This window comes from Flavobacterium sp. Root186, from assembly GCF_001428525.1.
GTDB lineage: Bacteria > Bacteroidota > Bacteroidia > Flavobacteriales > Flavobacteriaceae > Flavobacterium.
In genome coordinates this window covers 697,958-712,289 of sequence record NZ_LMHW01000010.1, presented here as the reverse complement: position 1 = coordinate 712,289, position 14,332 = coordinate 697,958, and the positions used below count along the sequence as shown (strand labels likewise).

Here is a 14,332-nt window from a genome sequence, read left to right as displayed (position 1 = left end):
GAATTTGGGATTTTTATATTGAAATTTAAATCTAATTAGATTTTAAATCTTTTTCTATCAGTTTCTGTTAAATAGATTTTTCTCAAACGAATAGATTTTGGCGTAACCTCTACATATTCATCTTTTTGAATGTACTCTAATGCTTCCTCTAATGAGAAAATAATTGGAGGGATAATCCTTGCTTTTTCATCATTTCCAGAAGAACGAACGTTAGATTGTTTTTTCTCTTTAGTTACATTTACACACATATCATCACCACGAGAGTTTTCTCCAATTACCTGACCTTCGTAAATTTCGGCATTTGGTTCAACAAAAAACTTACCACGATCTTGCAATTTATCGATAGAATAAGGAATAGCTTTTCCTTTTTCCATAGAAATCAATGAACCTTTGTTACGTCCGGCAATTTCTCCTTTGTAAGGCTCATATCCAATAAAACGGTGTGCCATAATAGCCTCACCAGCTGTTGCAGTAAGTAATTGGTTACGCAATCCAATAATTCCACGAGATGGAATATTAAATTTTACAATCATACGTTCCCCTTTAGTTTCCATAGAAAGCATTTCTCCTTTACGCATTGTAACGAATTCAACAGCTCTTCCTGAAAGATTTTCCGGTAAATCGATTGTTAATTCCTCAATTGGTTCACATTTTTTACCATCAATTTCTTTGATAATAACCTGTGGCTGACCAATTTGTAACTCATAACCTTCTCTTCTCATTGTTTCAATAAGAACAGATAAGTGAAGTACTCCACGACCAAAAACCATAAATTTATCAGCAGAATCAGTTTCACCTAACTTCATTGCTAAGTTTTTCTCTAATTCTTTTGTCAATCTTTCTCTAATATGACGAGAAGTTACAAATTTACCCTCTTTACCAAAGAAAGGAGAGTCATTAATTGTAAACAACATACTCATAGTAGGCTCGTCGATATCAATTGTTTTTAGACCTTCTGGATTTTCAAAATCAGCTATAGTATCACCAATTTCAAAACCTTCAACTCCAATGATTGCACAAATATCTCCAGCAATAACTTGTTGTACTTTTTTACGACCAAGTCCTTCAAAAGTATGAAGTTCTTTAATACGAGATTTAGATATAGTACCATCTCTTTTTACTAATGAAATTGGCATTCCTTCATTAAGAACTCCTCTTTCCAAACGACCAATAGCAATACGACCTGTAAATGCAGAGAAATCTAAAGAAGTAATCAACATTTGTGGAGTTCCTTCAGAAACTTTAGGAGCTGGTACATTTTGAACAACCATGTCTAATAATGGCTCAATGTTATCAGTTTGGTTTTTCCAATCATCAGACATCCAGTTATTTTTAGCAGATCCATAAACTGTTGGGAAATCCAATTGCCATTCTTCAGCACCTAATTCAAACATTAAGTCAAAAACTTTTTCATGAACTTCTTCAGGAGTACAGTTTTCTTTATCAACTTTATTGATAACTACACAAGGTTTTAAACCTAAATCAATAGCTTTTTGTAATACGAAACGTGTTTGCGGCATTGGGCCTTCAAAAGCATCCACTAGCAAACATACACCATCGGCCATGTTCAATACACGTTCTACTTCACCTCCAAAATCCGCGTGGCCAGGAGTATCGATAATGTTGATTTTTGTTCCTTTGTACTGAACAGAAACGTTCTTAGAAGTAATAGTAATACCTCTCTCACGCTCTAAATCGTTATTATCAAGAATTAAATCACCTGTATTTTCGTTGTCACGAAATAATTGACAGTGATACATAATTTTATCAACCAAAGTGGTTTTACCGTGATCGACGTGGGCAATAATTGCAATATTTCTAATAGATTCCATTTGTGATTTTTAATGGGTGCAAAAGTACACTTTATTTTGATAAAAAAAACGTTTCTGCGATAGTTTGCGTATATACAAGTAATTAGTTCATTAATCTAGTGTTAATTTGCAGCTCAAAATGAACTTTACTTATTGTTTAGTTATAGTTAATTTAACTATATTTGAGTAATGAAAAGTAAAACTCTCCAAATTACTCTCGTTTACGTTATCATATCGCTAATTATGGCAATAGTCTGTCATAATTTACTCACAGACCACTTTTTTGAGCCAAAATATTCTTATTTCTTTTTTGCAAAAGACGTCTTATTCATAATAAGTACTGCATTCATTTTCAAATACATACTCTCAACAAATGAGACTAAAAACATTTCTATTTTTCAGAAATTAAAAAGCACAAACGAGGAAATCAAGGAATCAAACGAAAAATATGATATTGTTGCAAAGGCGACTAGTGACACTATTTGGGACTGGAAAATACAGGAAGACACCATAAATTGGAACAAGGGAATTGAAGGCGTTTTTGGCTATAATCCGGAAGAAGTTGGAAAGACTTCAAAGTGGTGGTTTGATAAAATTCACCCCGAAGACAGCATTCGAATGTCAATCAAATTATACTCTTTTATAGAACAAAAAACAGAAAAATGGCAGGATCAATACCGATTTAGATGCGCCGACGGAACTTATAAGTATGTTTTAGACCGTGGTTTTTTACTGAAAGATGAAAACGGAAGAGCCATTAGAATGATTGGAGCAATCCAGGATATTACCAAACAAAAAGAAGAAGAACAGCGATTAAAACTTTTAGAAACCGTAATTACACAATCCAAAGATTCTATTTTAATTACCGAAGCCAATTCACAAGATCGTAAAATACCAAAAATTGTTTACGTAAATCCGGCATTTTCGCAAATGTCCGGCTATCAGTCAAATGAAATTATCGGAAAATCAACCAATATATTTAAAGGCCCAAAATCTGATTCAGAAGAATTGAAAAAACTTTTGCGGGCTATAAAAAATGAAGAAGAATGCGTAATTGAAACCATAACGTATACTAAAACTCAAGAAGAATATTGGGTTCGTTTTGCAATGATTCCTATTTTCAATAACGAGGGAGTAATCACACACTGGATTTCTATTCAAAGAGATATTACAGACGAAAAGAAACTGGAAACAGAAAAAGAACATCTTATTAGAGAACTTACACAAAACAACAAAGACTTAAAACAGTTTTCCTATATAACATCACACAACCTTCGCGCACCGTTATCTAATTTAATAGGACTTTTAAATCTGATTGAAGATATTCCGATTGAAAATGAAGAACTGGAAGAAATTCTGGCCGGTTTTACAAAATCAACACATTTATTAAATGAAACCATAAATGATTTAGTAAAAGTAATTATCATAAAAGACAACCCTTCAATGCAAAAAGAAGAGGTTTCCTTAAAAGAAGTTTTTGAAAATGTTTTTAGCCAGCTGTCTTTTCAAATAGAATTACATAAGCCCATTATCAAATTAAAATTTGATAGAGTTCCGCTTTTGAACACCAATAAAGCTTATATTGAAAGCATTTTATTAAATCTGCTTACAAATTCTATAAAATACAAATCTGAAAACAGAAAACTAAAAATATCAATTACAGCAGAGCAAATAGATCATCACGCCATTTTAACCTTTAAAGACAACGGAATTGGAATTGACCTGGAAAGAAACCGTGATAAAGTTTTTGGACTTTATCAAAGATTTCATAATTATCCTGACAGCAAAGGATTAGGTTTGTATCTTGTAAAATCTCAGGTAGAAACTATGGGAGGAACAATTAGTATTGATAGTGAAGTCAACAAAGGCACCACATTTACTATAACATTTAAAAATTAATACATATGCTTGAGCAAATTTTATGCATTGACGACGATCCAATTACGTTGATGTTATGCAAAAAAGTAATTTTAAAATCTTCATTTTCGCATGAAATTATTACTGCTCAAAATGGCGAAGAAGCATTACACCATTTTAACACTTTAAAATACACAAATAACAAGAATAAAGTAAACAAAAAACCGGAACTAATATTTTTAGATTTAAATATGCCTGTAATGGGAGGCTGGGAATTTTTAGATCATTTCACTTCTAATGATTATGCTGAATTTAACACAGCAAAAGTTATTGTATTATCTTCTACAATTGATCCGGATGATTTAGCGAAAGCAAAAAAATATCCCATTATAATAGACTTTCTTTCAAAACCTATTACTCAGGCTATGCTTGAATATCTTAAAAAGAAAATCACATAAATTGATTAATTCCAATATTTGAAATCCCAAATTCCAAACAAAAGAAATCTACTATATCAAAAATCCAACTCTAGATTCGAATTTGGAATTTTTAATATTAGAATATTTTTTCAATGTGGTAGAAACAAAAAAAGTCCTCTAAAAGAGGACTTTTTGTATATTTAGGAAATTGTAATTAATTACAATTTAGCAACATGCTTAGTTAATTTAGACTTCAAGTTAGAAGCTTTATTATCATGAATGATGTTCTTTTTAGCTAATTTATCAATCATAGAGATTACAGTTGATAATTTTGCAGCTGCATCAGCTTTATCAGTAGCTATTCTTAATGCTTTAATAGCATTACGAGTAGTTTTATGCTGATATCTGTTAAGAACTCTTCTTTTTTCGTTACTTCTGATTCTTTTTAATGCTGACTTATGATTTGCCATTTTCTTTTAATTTTAGATGTAATAATAATTATAAATACTAGTTAAAAAAGAAAAACCTCCCACAATTGCAAAACAATCACTTTGGTTTTAACTAATAAAACAAAAACCGAGACACCAATTTTTATTTTACAAAACTTATTTACAACTAATTTTGTAGTCTGTAAGGGAATCGAACCCCTGTTACCAGGACGAAAGCCTGGAGTCCTAACCCCTAGACGAACAGACCAGTTTCATTCTAAGTTTTCTTCAATTTAAATAAAATTGAAATTGTAGTCCGTGGGGGAATCGAACCCCCCTTACCAGGATGAAAACCTGGCGTCCTAACCGATAGACGAACGGACCATTAACATCAAGTATAATAACTTATTTGCAGAAAAAAAGTAGTCCGTGGGGGAATCGAACCCCCCTTACCAGGATGAAAACCTGGCGTCCTAACCGATAGACGAACGGACCGTGTTTCTCTAATGCGGATGCAAAAATACAACTATTTTTAAGATGTACAATACCTGATGCAAAAAAAAATAAAATTTTTTAATATGCCTTAGCAAACAACACTCTTTTTGAAGAAGGATTGCCTGTAAAAACACAGGTTCCCGCCTCTTCAACAGCATCCAAAGGTATACAGCGAATTGTCGCTTTTGTCAAATCTTTTATTTTTTCTTCGGTTACTGCAGTTCCGTCCCAATGAGCAGATACAAAACCTCCTTTTCCTTCTAAAATCTCTTTAAATTCCTCAAAACTATTTACTTCCGTAATATGTGTATTACGATAGTTTAATGCTTTATTAAATAAATCCGCTTGAATTTGTTCTAACAACTCATTTATATAATTTACAATTTCATCTCCAGAAACAACTTCTTTTGTCAATGTATCACGTCTTGCAACCTCAAAAGTTCCGTTTTCTAAATCTTTTGGTCCAACAGCAATTCTCACTGGCACACCTTTTAATTCCCATTCGGCAAATTTGAATCCTGGTTTCTGCGTCGTTCTGTCATCATATTTAACCGAAATCTTAAGTTTTCTCAATTTAGCAGATAATTCATTAACCGCTGCCGTAATTTCAGCCAGCTGTTCGTCTGTTTTATGAATAGGAACAATTACAACTTGTATTGGAGCTAAGTTTGGAGGCAGCACCAATCCCTGATCATCTGAATGCGTCATTACTAAAGCCCCCATCAAACGAGTAGAAACTCCCCAAGAAGTTCCCCAAACATATTCTTGTTTTCCTTCTGAGTTAGCAAATTTCACATCAAAAGCTTTTGCAAAGTTCTGACCTAAAAAGTGAGATGTTCCCGCCTGTAATGCTTTTCCGTCCTGCATTAATGCTTCGATACAATAGGTTTCATCTGCACCGGCAAAACGTTCCGTTTCAGTTTTAAAACCTTTTATTACCGGAATTGCCATAAAGTTTTCAGCAAAATCAGCATATACATTCATCATTTTTTCAGACTCCTCTATCGCTTCTGCTTTTGTAGCATGCGCTGTATGCCCTTCCTGCCATAAAAATTCAGCAGTTCTTAAAAACAAACGCGTACGCATTTCCCAACGAACCACATTCGCCCATTGATTAATTAATAAAGGTAAATCTCTGTAAGACTGAACCCATCCTTTATATGTAGACCAGATAATTGCTTCACTCGTAGGACGAACAATAAGTTCTTCTTCTAGTTTAGCATTCGGGTCAACTATTAATTTCCCCGGTTTATCCGGATCATTCTTTAATCTATAATGTGTTACAACAGCACATTCTTTTGCAAATCCCTCTGCATTCTTCTCCTCAGCTTCAAACATACTCTTGGGAACAAATAAAGGAAAGTAAGCATTTTGATGTCCTGTTTCTTTAAACATTCGATCCAACTCTGCCTGCATTTTTTCCCAAATTGCATATCCGTATGGTTTGATCACCATACACCCTCTAACTCCTGAATTTTCAGCTAAATCTGCTTTGACAACCAGCTCATTATACCATTTAGAATAATCTTCTGATCGCGTAGTAAGGTTCTTACTCATATTATATAGTTTGGCACAAATTTTGTTTTAATAATTTTAACTAAATAGTTTGACAAAACTAACTATTTTTGTAATGTGCAACAATAAAAAACACCACAGATATGAAAACTTATATTACTCTCCGCCAAAACTCAAGTTCTTTTTACTTAATTGGATTACTGAGTTTTCTAGCAGTATCCTGTGGTTCTTACCAAAACACTTCATATAATGATAATGATGGAGTATATGGTAATTCTACCAACAGATATGCTCAAACAAATACCACAAACACAAACAATCAATATAAAGACTACTTCAAGTCTCTTCAAAACGACAACCAGCCTACTGAAATTTTTACAGATGTAGACAATTATGGTAATTATTCTGAAAGTGACAGCACACAAACAGCTGCTGTAGCTTCTTACCCAGCCTGGGGAAGCAGTAATTCTGAAGTTGCAGTCAATGTTTATTCTGACCCAACATGGTCATTAGGATTCGGATGGGGTTACCCTTACGGATACGGATGGGGTGGATACGGCGGTTATTGGGGCGGCTACTGGGGATACCCCGGATACGCTTGGGGATACCCTGGATATTGGGGTCCTGGATGGGGTTATCCCGGATACTGGGGCGGCGGCTACGGCTACTACGGAAATTACTCTTACAGCTACGGAAGAAGAGGATCTGCAGCTTACTACGGAGGTAGAAATTACGCTTCAAACAGAAGTTATGCTACAAATAGAAACTTCGTAAACAGCAGAAACTATTCTAACAGAGGAAGCTATACAACAAACAGAAACTACACTAACAGATCAAACGGTTATTCTGACTACAGAAGAAGCTCTTCTGTAAACGGCAGAACTTATAATTCTGGCAGTCCAACATTTACAAACAGAAGAAGTTATTCTCAAGGTCAAAGTAACAACTACGATTACTCTAACAGAAGATCAAATACTACTACCAATACCAGAAGCTACAGCAATGGTAATAATAACAGTTCTTCAAGAACCTACTCTCCTAGCCCGTCACGTTCATCGAATAGCGGCGGCGGAAGCATGAGATCATCTGGCGGCGGAGGCGGTGGAAGATCATATGGCGGAGGCGGAGGCGGAAGAAGGTAACATTTTCCTTCTTTTGCACATCTAGTTTATATATTTAAAAATCTACCCAAATGAAAAAAATATTTTTCCTTTTAATTACAGGACTAACTGTCAGCGTCTCACATTCTCAGGATGTTTCTGATGCCGTTCGTTATTCACAAGACAATATAACCGGAACTGCACGATTTAGAGCAATGAGTGGCGCATTCGGAGCTGTGGGAGGTGATTTGTCTGCTACAACCGTGAATCCGGCGGGATCTGCAATTTTCAACAACAATCAAGTTGGAATTACATTAAGCAATCAAAACATTAATAATGGTTCAAAATATTTTAACGATGGCGAAACCCAAGATAAAGACAATTCTTTCATACTAAATCAGGCTGGCGGTGTTTTTGTTTTCAAAGATCGAAACCCTAACAATAAAGGATGGAATAAAATTGCAATTGGAGCCAGCTATGAGAACACAAATAATTTCAACAACAATACTTTCTCTGCAGGAAGGAACCCTAATAATTCTATAGCTAATTATTTCTTATCTTATGCAAATGGAACTGCTTTAGGTGATGCAACAAAAATTCCATACGCGGACCAATTTTACTATGAACAGCAAACCGGATTTGGAGTTAATGGAAAAATTATACTACCTGTAAATCCAAATGACCAAGAAAATACGCAGTATACAAGTAACGTACCAGGATTACAACCTGGACAAAGTTATTATCAGGAAAACAATATTTACGAAAGAGGTTACAACAGCAAAGTAAGTTTTAACATTGCAACATCATATAATGATCGTATTTATCTGGGAGCAAACTTAAATGTACATGTAACAGATTACAGAAGATCAAGCAGTTTTTATGAGTTCAACAACGCTCCACTTACCGGAACACCAACTATTTCTGATGTAACATTTAATAATGATTTATACACTTACGGTAACGGATTCTCTTTTCAACTAGGAGCAATCGCTAAAGTTACTGAAGCTTTTAGACTTGGATTAGCATACGAATCAAATACTTGGTACGAATTATATGATGAATTATCTCAAAGCGTTTACACAACCACAGAGGCTACAGGGGGAGTACAGAATTTTTATGATTTAAACCCTAATATTATAAACGTTTACGAGCCTTACACTTTACAAACTCCAGGCAAATTTACTTTTAGTGGAGCCTATGTATTTGGTAAATCAGGTTTAATTAGTGTAGATTACTCCATTAAAGATTATAGTAATGCAAAATTCAAACCAACAAATGATCCAGAATTTAGAGGTATAAATACCGAGGTAAGCGATCAATTAACCACTAATGGAGAATTAAGAGTTGGAGCTGAATTTAAAATAAAACAGTTAAGCCTTAGAGGAGGATATCGTTTTGAAGGAAGCCCTTATAAAAACGGAACTACAGTTGGAGACCTGAACAGTTTTTCTGCAGGTTTAGGCTATAACTTTGGATCGACTAAATTAGACTTGGCTTATGCTTATGCAGAAAGAAAATCTAATCAAGGATTTTTTTCTAAAGGGTTTACTGACGGAGCAAACATTACCTCAACATTGAATAATGTTTCTTTGACTTTATTATTTGAATTGTAATTAAAATTAAATAGATGAATGGAAATTTCCGTCAGGTTTTTACTTGGCGGATTTTTTTTGCACAAAATATCGAAAAGCTCTTCATAAAAAACACCTAAAAGAAACCGAAACAAGCGGTGTTTGAATAAAAAAGTGTAATTTTGCACTCCAATTTATAAAAGTATGAGAACCAAGTCTTTAAAAAAGAACAAAATTAACGTAATCACTCTTGGGTGTTCAAAAAATGTATATGATAGTGAAGTACTTATGGGCCAGCTTCGTGCAAACGGAAAAGAAGTGACTCATGAGGCAACAAAGGACGAAGGAAACATTATTGTAATTAACACCTGTGGTTTTATTGATAATGCGAAAGCTGAATCAGTAAACATGATTTTGGAATATGCAGACAAAAAAGACAAAGGATTAGTTGATAAAGTTTTTGTAACCGGATGTTTATCTGAGCGTTACAGACCTGATTTAGAAAAAGAAATCCCAAATGTTGATCAATATTTTGGTACTACTGAATTACCTCAATTATTGAAAGCTTTAGGAGCTGATTATAAACATGAATTATTAGGAGAAAGATTAACTACAACTCCTAAAAATTATGCTTACTTAAAAATCGCCGAAGGCTGTGACAGACCTTGCAGTTTTTGTGCAATTCCGTTAATGCGTGGTTCTCACGTTTCGCAGCCAATTGAAAAATTAGTTAAGGAAGCACAAGGTTTAGCTAAAAACGGCGTTAAAGAATTAATACTAATTGCTCAGGATTTAACCTATTACGGTTTAGATCTTTATAAAAAGAGAAATCTTGCAGAACTTTTAGAAGCATTAGCAGCCGTTGAAGGAATTGAGTGGATTCGTCTGCATTATGCTTATCCTACTGGTTTCCCAATGGATGTTTTGGAATTAATGAAGCGCGAACCTAAGATTTGTAATTATATTGATATTCCGTTGCAGCATATTTCAGATTCGATTTTGAAATCAATGCGCCGTGGTACAACTCAGGCTAAAACAACGCAATTATTAAAAGATTTCCGTGCTGCTGTTCCCGGAATGGCAATTAGAACTACTTTAATTGTTGGATATCCTGGTGAAACGCAGGAAGATTTCGAAATCTTAAAAGATTTTGTTCAGGAAATGAAGTTTGACAGAATGGGATGTTTTGCTTATTCTCATGAAGAAAATACGCATGCTTACTTATTAGAAGACAATGTTCCGGATGATGTAAAACAAGCGAGAGCTAATGAAATCATGGAATTGCAGTCTCAGATTTCATGGGATTTGAATCAGGAAAAAGTTGGACAAGTTTTTAGATGTATTATTGACAGAAAAGAAGGCGCACATTTTGTGGGCAGAACTGAGTTTGACAGCCCGGATGTTGATAATGAAGTTTTAATAGATGCTTCTAAACATTACGTAAAAACAGGCGAATTTGTTAATATCAAGATAATTGAAGCAACAGAATTTGATTTATACGGAGAACCTGCTTAAATTTACCATAAAACTAGTGCTAACCTTAGACAAAATAACTTTATGAAAGCTACTCAAAACTTAATTATATTAGTTTTTACATTATTCTGTTTCAATTTTGCTTCGGCTCAATATGGAAACGGATATGGTAATGGTTACGGCAATGGCTATGGTGGAGGCGGCTACGGAAGAGGCGGCGGAATGGGCATGGACAGAAGTATGATGGGAGGCCCGCAAGGAAACACCAGTAAACCAAAAGAAATTCCTGTTGAAGAAACTGCTGCAAAAATTGTCGAGCAAATGAAACCTGCGGTAAATCTTGATGAACTTCAGGTAATTGCAATTACAAATGTTTTTGCCGACGGTTTAAGAGAACAAGGAATTCTTATAAAAAATGAAAGCAGCAGCCAGGATGAAAAAATGGAGCAGTTAAAAGCTCTAAAAGAAAGCATGACCAAAAAAATAACTGCTTTTTTAAATCCTGACCAAATAGAGAAATACACTAATTTCATGGCTGATTTTAAGGAAATTAAAAAGACTAAATCAAAAAAGAAAAAAGATAAAGATTCAAAAGACGATAATAAAGAAGAAGAAAAACCGACTGAAAAAGTTCAGGAATAATTATTCTAATTCTACTTTAAAATGTAACTAACCATGGCAAAAAAACATTTTTGTTATTTGTTTTTAGCAATTATCATTACTTCTTGCTCAACAAATCCGTATAAGACTACTGAAAAAGCTTATGATCAGCAATTAAAGACTTTAGAAAATCAAATTACGAGTAAAGAAGCACAAACAATTCCACCGGTAAGCCCGTTAATTATTGATACTACCTATGCTTCGCAATTAGGCATTGTAAAAGATACGCTGTCTAAAACAGGTTCAACTGCTTTATTAAATGGCATTAGTACAGAATGGATTGGAACGGTAAATTTCAACTTGAGAAAACCAAGTTTTGTTGTCATTCATCATACTGCTCAGGATTCTGTTCAACAAACTATAAATACTTTTACTAAAACCAAAACTCAGGTGAGTGCTCACTATATAATTTCTGAGAATGGAAAAGTGGTTCAAATGCTAAACGACTATTTAAGAGCGTGGCATGCAGGAGCATCAACTTGGGGAAAAAATACAGATTTAAATTCTTCTTCTATAGGAATTGAATTAGACAATAATGGTTTTAAACCTTTTACTGAAGCTCAAATAAACAGCTTAGTAGCATTGTTAACAAAACTTAAAAAGGATTATAATATTCCGACTCAAAACTTTTTAGGACATGCTGATATTGCTCCGGGAAGAAAACAAGATCCAAGTGCTTTATTTCCGTGGAAAACATTAGCAGAAAAAGGTTTCGGTATCTGGCCGGATGAAGTTCTGGAAGAAGCACCATTTGACTTTAAAATCGAGCCTGCATTGAGAATTATTGGTTATAACACAAAGAATCTTTCTGCAGCAATTCAGGCTTTCAAATTGCATTATATTCAAACGGATGCAACTGCAACGCTTGACCGCAAAACAATTGATGCGATATATTCTATATATAAAAAACAAGTTCAGTAAGAAGATCAACTAATAAATATAAAACGCATTTCTAAACTTTTAGAAATGCGTTTTTTTTATACTGATAATTTAAGTTTTACCACAGATTAAAAGGATTAAAAAGATTTTTTTGCCACGAATTCCACGAATTTTCACGAGTTAAATTTTGCTTGTTTTTTAAATTATTATACGAAGAATCTTTGATAAATACTCTTAGCAGAACCTTGAAACCCATTTTAATATACAGTTTTCTCCACAAATAATTAGTAAAAATTCGTGGAATTCGTGGCAAAAAAACATCAACCCAAAGAACAAAAAAATCCTTTTAATCCTTTTAATCTGTGGCTAAAAACATCCAATAAAAAAGCTGCCAAAACATTAGTATGTTTCGACAGCTCCAAAAAAAAAAAAAAAATATCAATCTTTATCTCTAGAAAGAGTATGTTGTAGCAAGTAAGGCGAAGAATGATCCTCCTGTTGGAGCAGCATCGCTGTCTAAAAAGATGTCTTCAGAAGCGGCATCGTATCTTAACTCAGGAATTATTGTTAGTTTTCCAACTTTGTAATTTAATGAAACTGTGTTTGCAAATACATTAGACCCTGTTAATGTTCCTAAACTTGGAGCAGCATCTTTTGCATCAAAATATTCAACTCTGTATGCTAAAAGCAAAGATGGGCTGAATGAATAATTTGCATATCCTACTAATGAAAACCATTCACCATCTAAAGTACTATCGAAATCATGTTTCGTTTTAGCGTAAGTTGCGTTAAAACCAAGTCCGAAACTGTCACTTATTGTTTTAGAAGCAGTCAAATCGAATTGTGTTTTATTCTCATCTGATACTGGTATTAAACTTCCAGGAATTGGATTTGTACTTCCTGATGTAAAGTTTAAATAAGCACTTCCAGTTTCACCAATATAACCTACTTGTCCGATATAGGTTTTTTGTGTAGAACCAGCATCCATTGCCGATTTAAAGTCTGTTGGGTTAGTTATACCCAGCATAGCCGTAAATTTACCCGCAGTATATTGTGCTTTAACCCCTGTATTAAAGAATGGTCCATAAGAGAAAGCATAAGACATACTGTAGTTTTTATTGTCTACGGCATCTAATACTTCATAACCTATATGTGTACCAAAACTACCGGCAACAACTTTAAATTCTTCTGTAATTTGGTAAGTAAAATATAATTGTTTAATTAAAAATTTTGCATTAATATCTTTATCTGTTGTTTCATTGTATGAGAACTCTCCTGCTCTTTTTCCGAAACCTAAGTCTACAAAAACAGAAGCTTTTCCAAATGTATGACTTGCTTCAATCGAAGCCATTCCTAATTCAAACGAATCCTGAGAGTTGGTAAAGCTCGTTAATCCGTTCATTTGTTTAGAAAAATCATATTTATAGTAAGCGTCCGCAGACCCTCCCCATGTAGTTGCTGGCGAAGTTGGTTTTTCATCCTCTTGTGCAAAAGCAAAAGAACTCGTTAAAGTGGCAGCTAAAATGTAAAATACTTTTTTCATGTGTTAATTGGTTTTTAGTTATTAATTTGATTTTGGTTAGTTAATCGTTTATATATCTATTTAATAGTATAAGTCATTTTTTAAAACCTTGAATCTCCGCCTAAAACCTCTTCATTTTCATTAGCGAATTTATTAACTTTTGTATGAGTAGAATAATTGGAAAGTACTTTTTTGGTTTTTATAGCGAAGAATTATGGATTACAAAAATTAAACTGCCAATAATCGTTATTTGACATTAATAGCGTTTTGTTTTTGAAAATTCAACAACGCATTTTTAGTGTTTTAATCCAAGAAATAAGGGTAAAATAAAATTATAAGACTAAAATTTGATAAAAAATTACCTTAAAACACTTTTAAAAAATGTTACCCCACATTTTTTAGGGGGTATATTCTAAAATAAATTTTAAAAACAAAAATCAAACTATAAATACACAAAGAATCCAGCAATGCTAAAGCTTAACAAAAATTCCTACAAAAATAAATCACTCAAAACAGCAGTTAAAGATGTGACTCAAGAATCAAAAAATGGTACATAAAACCAAAAAAGCCTGTTCAAATTTGAACAGGCTTGCTTATTATAT

The 14,332-nt window shown here is 33.6% G+C and carries 11 protein-coding genes and 3 tRNA genes; 7 read left to right on the top strand and 7 right to left on the bottom strand.

What is annotated here, in order from left to right; genetic code table 11:
* Positions 1-35 precede the first annotated feature (35 nt).
* Positions 36-1,832, bottom strand: coding sequence for a translational GTPase TypA (gene typA / locus ASD98_RS06925; protein WP_056201929.1), 1,797 nt, complete (start codon positions 1,830-1,832; stop codon positions 36-38).
* Between the two features lie 222 nt (positions 1,833-2,054).
* Here typA and ASD98_RS06920 point away from each other — a divergent pair, with 222 nt between their 5' ends.
* Both ASD98_RS06920 and ASD98_RS06915 read left to right on the top strand, forming a co-directional pair.
* Positions 2,055-3,710, top strand: coding sequence for a PAS domain-containing sensor histidine kinase (locus ASD98_RS06920; protein ID WP_242412085.1), 1,656 nt, complete (start codon positions 2,055-2,057; stop codon positions 3,708-3,710).
* Positions 3,711-3,715: 5 nt separating this feature from the next.
* Positions 3,716-4,126, top strand: a complete 411-nt coding sequence (locus ASD98_RS06915) for a response regulator (RefSeq protein WP_056201924.1) — start codon at positions 3,716-3,718, stop codon at positions 4,124-4,126.
* A gap of 179 nt (positions 4,127-4,305) precedes the next feature.
* Here ASD98_RS06915 and rpsT read toward each other — a convergent pair whose 3' ends face one another.
* From rpsT to proS, 5 genes are all read right to left on the bottom strand, one after another.
* Entirely contained in the window at positions 4,306-4,557 is a 252-nt protein-coding gene (gene rpsT / locus ASD98_RS06910) for a 30S ribosomal protein S20 (RefSeq protein ID WP_053473851.1), read from the bottom strand.
* A gap of 154 nt (positions 4,558-4,711) precedes the next feature.
* Positions 4,712-4,783, bottom strand: a tRNA-Glu gene (locus tag ASD98_RS06905).
* 44 nt (positions 4,784-4,827) lie between these two features.
* Positions 4,828-4,899, bottom strand: a tRNA-Glu gene (locus ASD98_RS06900).
* A gap of 39 nt (positions 4,900-4,938) precedes the next feature.
* Positions 4,939-5,010, bottom strand: a tRNA-Glu gene (locus tag ASD98_RS06895).
* Positions 5,011-5,088: 78 nt separating this feature from the next.
* Positions 5,089-6,567, bottom strand: a complete 1,479-nt coding sequence (gene proS / locus ASD98_RS06890; RefSeq protein ID WP_056201922.1) for a proline--tRNA ligase — start codon at positions 6,565-6,567, stop codon at positions 5,089-5,091.
* A gap of 101 nt (positions 6,568-6,668) precedes the next feature.
* On the opposite strand from proS, the gene ASD98_RS06885 reads away from it, so the two are divergent.
* The 5 genes from ASD98_RS06885 to ASD98_RS06865 all read left to right on the top strand — a co-directional run bounded on the left by ASD98_RS06885 (position 6,669) and on the right by ASD98_RS06865 (position 12,250).
* Positions 6,669-7,667: a hypothetical protein gene (locus ASD98_RS06885; protein WP_056201919.1), complete on the top strand. Its 999-nt coding sequence runs from the start codon at positions 6,669-6,671 to the stop codon at positions 7,665-7,667.
* 50 nt (positions 7,668-7,717) lie between these two features.
* Entirely contained in the window at positions 7,718-9,238 is a 1,521-nt protein-coding gene (locus tag ASD98_RS06880; protein ID WP_056201917.1) for an OmpP1/FadL family transporter, read from the top strand.
* A gap of 162 nt (positions 9,239-9,400) precedes the next feature.
* Positions 9,401-10,711 carry a 30S ribosomal protein S12 methylthiotransferase RimO gene (gene rimO / locus ASD98_RS06875; RefSeq protein WP_053473847.1) on the top strand — a complete coding sequence of 437 codons (1,311 nt, stop codon included), beginning with the start codon at positions 9,401-9,403 and terminating at the stop codon, positions 10,709-10,711.
* 42 nt (positions 10,712-10,753) lie between these two features.
* Entirely contained in the window at positions 10,754-11,311 is a 558-nt protein-coding gene (locus ASD98_RS06870) for a hypothetical protein (RefSeq protein WP_056201915.1), read from the top strand.
* 33 nt (positions 11,312-11,344) lie between these two features.
* Positions 11,345-12,250, top strand: a complete 906-nt coding sequence (locus ASD98_RS06865) for an N-acetylmuramoyl-L-alanine amidase (RefSeq protein ID WP_056201912.1) — start codon at positions 11,345-11,347, stop codon at positions 12,248-12,250.
* Positions 12,251-12,659: 409 nt separating this feature from the next.
* Here ASD98_RS06865 and ASD98_RS06860 read toward each other — a convergent pair whose 3' ends face one another.
* Positions 12,660-13,751, bottom strand: a complete 1,092-nt coding sequence (locus ASD98_RS06860) for an outer membrane beta-barrel protein (RefSeq protein WP_056201909.1) — start codon at positions 13,749-13,751, stop codon at positions 12,660-12,662.
* Between the last annotated feature and the right edge of the window lie 581 nt (positions 13,752-14,332).

Bases quoted from the DNA above. Each gene is read 5' to 3' on its own strand.
- typA (WP_056201929.1), bottom strand. From the start codon at position 1,832: ATGGAATCTATTAGAAATATTGCAATTATTGCCCACGTCGATCACGGT.
- ASD98_RS06920 (WP_242412085.1), top strand. From the start codon at position 2,055: ATGGCAATAGTCTGTCATAATTTACTCACAGACCACTTTTTTGAGCCA.
- ASD98_RS06915 (WP_056201924.1), top strand. From the start codon at position 3,716: ATGCTTGAGCAAATTTTATGCATTGACGACGATCCAATTACGTTGATG.
- rpsT (WP_053473851.1), bottom strand. From the start codon at position 4,557: ATGGCAAATCATAAGTCAGCATTAAAAAGAATCAGAAGTAACGAAAAA.
- proS (WP_056201922.1), bottom strand. From the start codon at position 6,567: ATGAGTAAGAACCTTACTACGCGATCAGAAGATTATTCTAAATGGTAT.
- ASD98_RS06885 (WP_056201919.1), top strand. From the start codon at position 6,669: ATGAAAACTTATATTACTCTCCGCCAAAACTCAAGTTCTTTTTACTTA.
- ASD98_RS06880 (WP_056201917.1), top strand. From the start codon at position 7,718: ATGAAAAAAATATTTTTCCTTTTAATTACAGGACTAACTGTCAGCGTC.
- rimO (WP_053473847.1), top strand. From the start codon at position 9,401: ATGAGAACCAAGTCTTTAAAAAAGAACAAAATTAACGTAATCACTCTT.
- ASD98_RS06870 (WP_056201915.1), top strand. From the start codon at position 10,754: ATGAAAGCTACTCAAAACTTAATTATATTAGTTTTTACATTATTCTGT.
- ASD98_RS06865 (WP_056201912.1), top strand. From the start codon at position 11,345: ATGGCAAAAAAACATTTTTGTTATTTGTTTTTAGCAATTATCATTACT.
- ASD98_RS06860 (WP_056201909.1), bottom strand. From the start codon at position 13,751: ATGAAAAAAGTATTTTACATTTTAGCTGCCACTTTAACGAGTTCTTTT.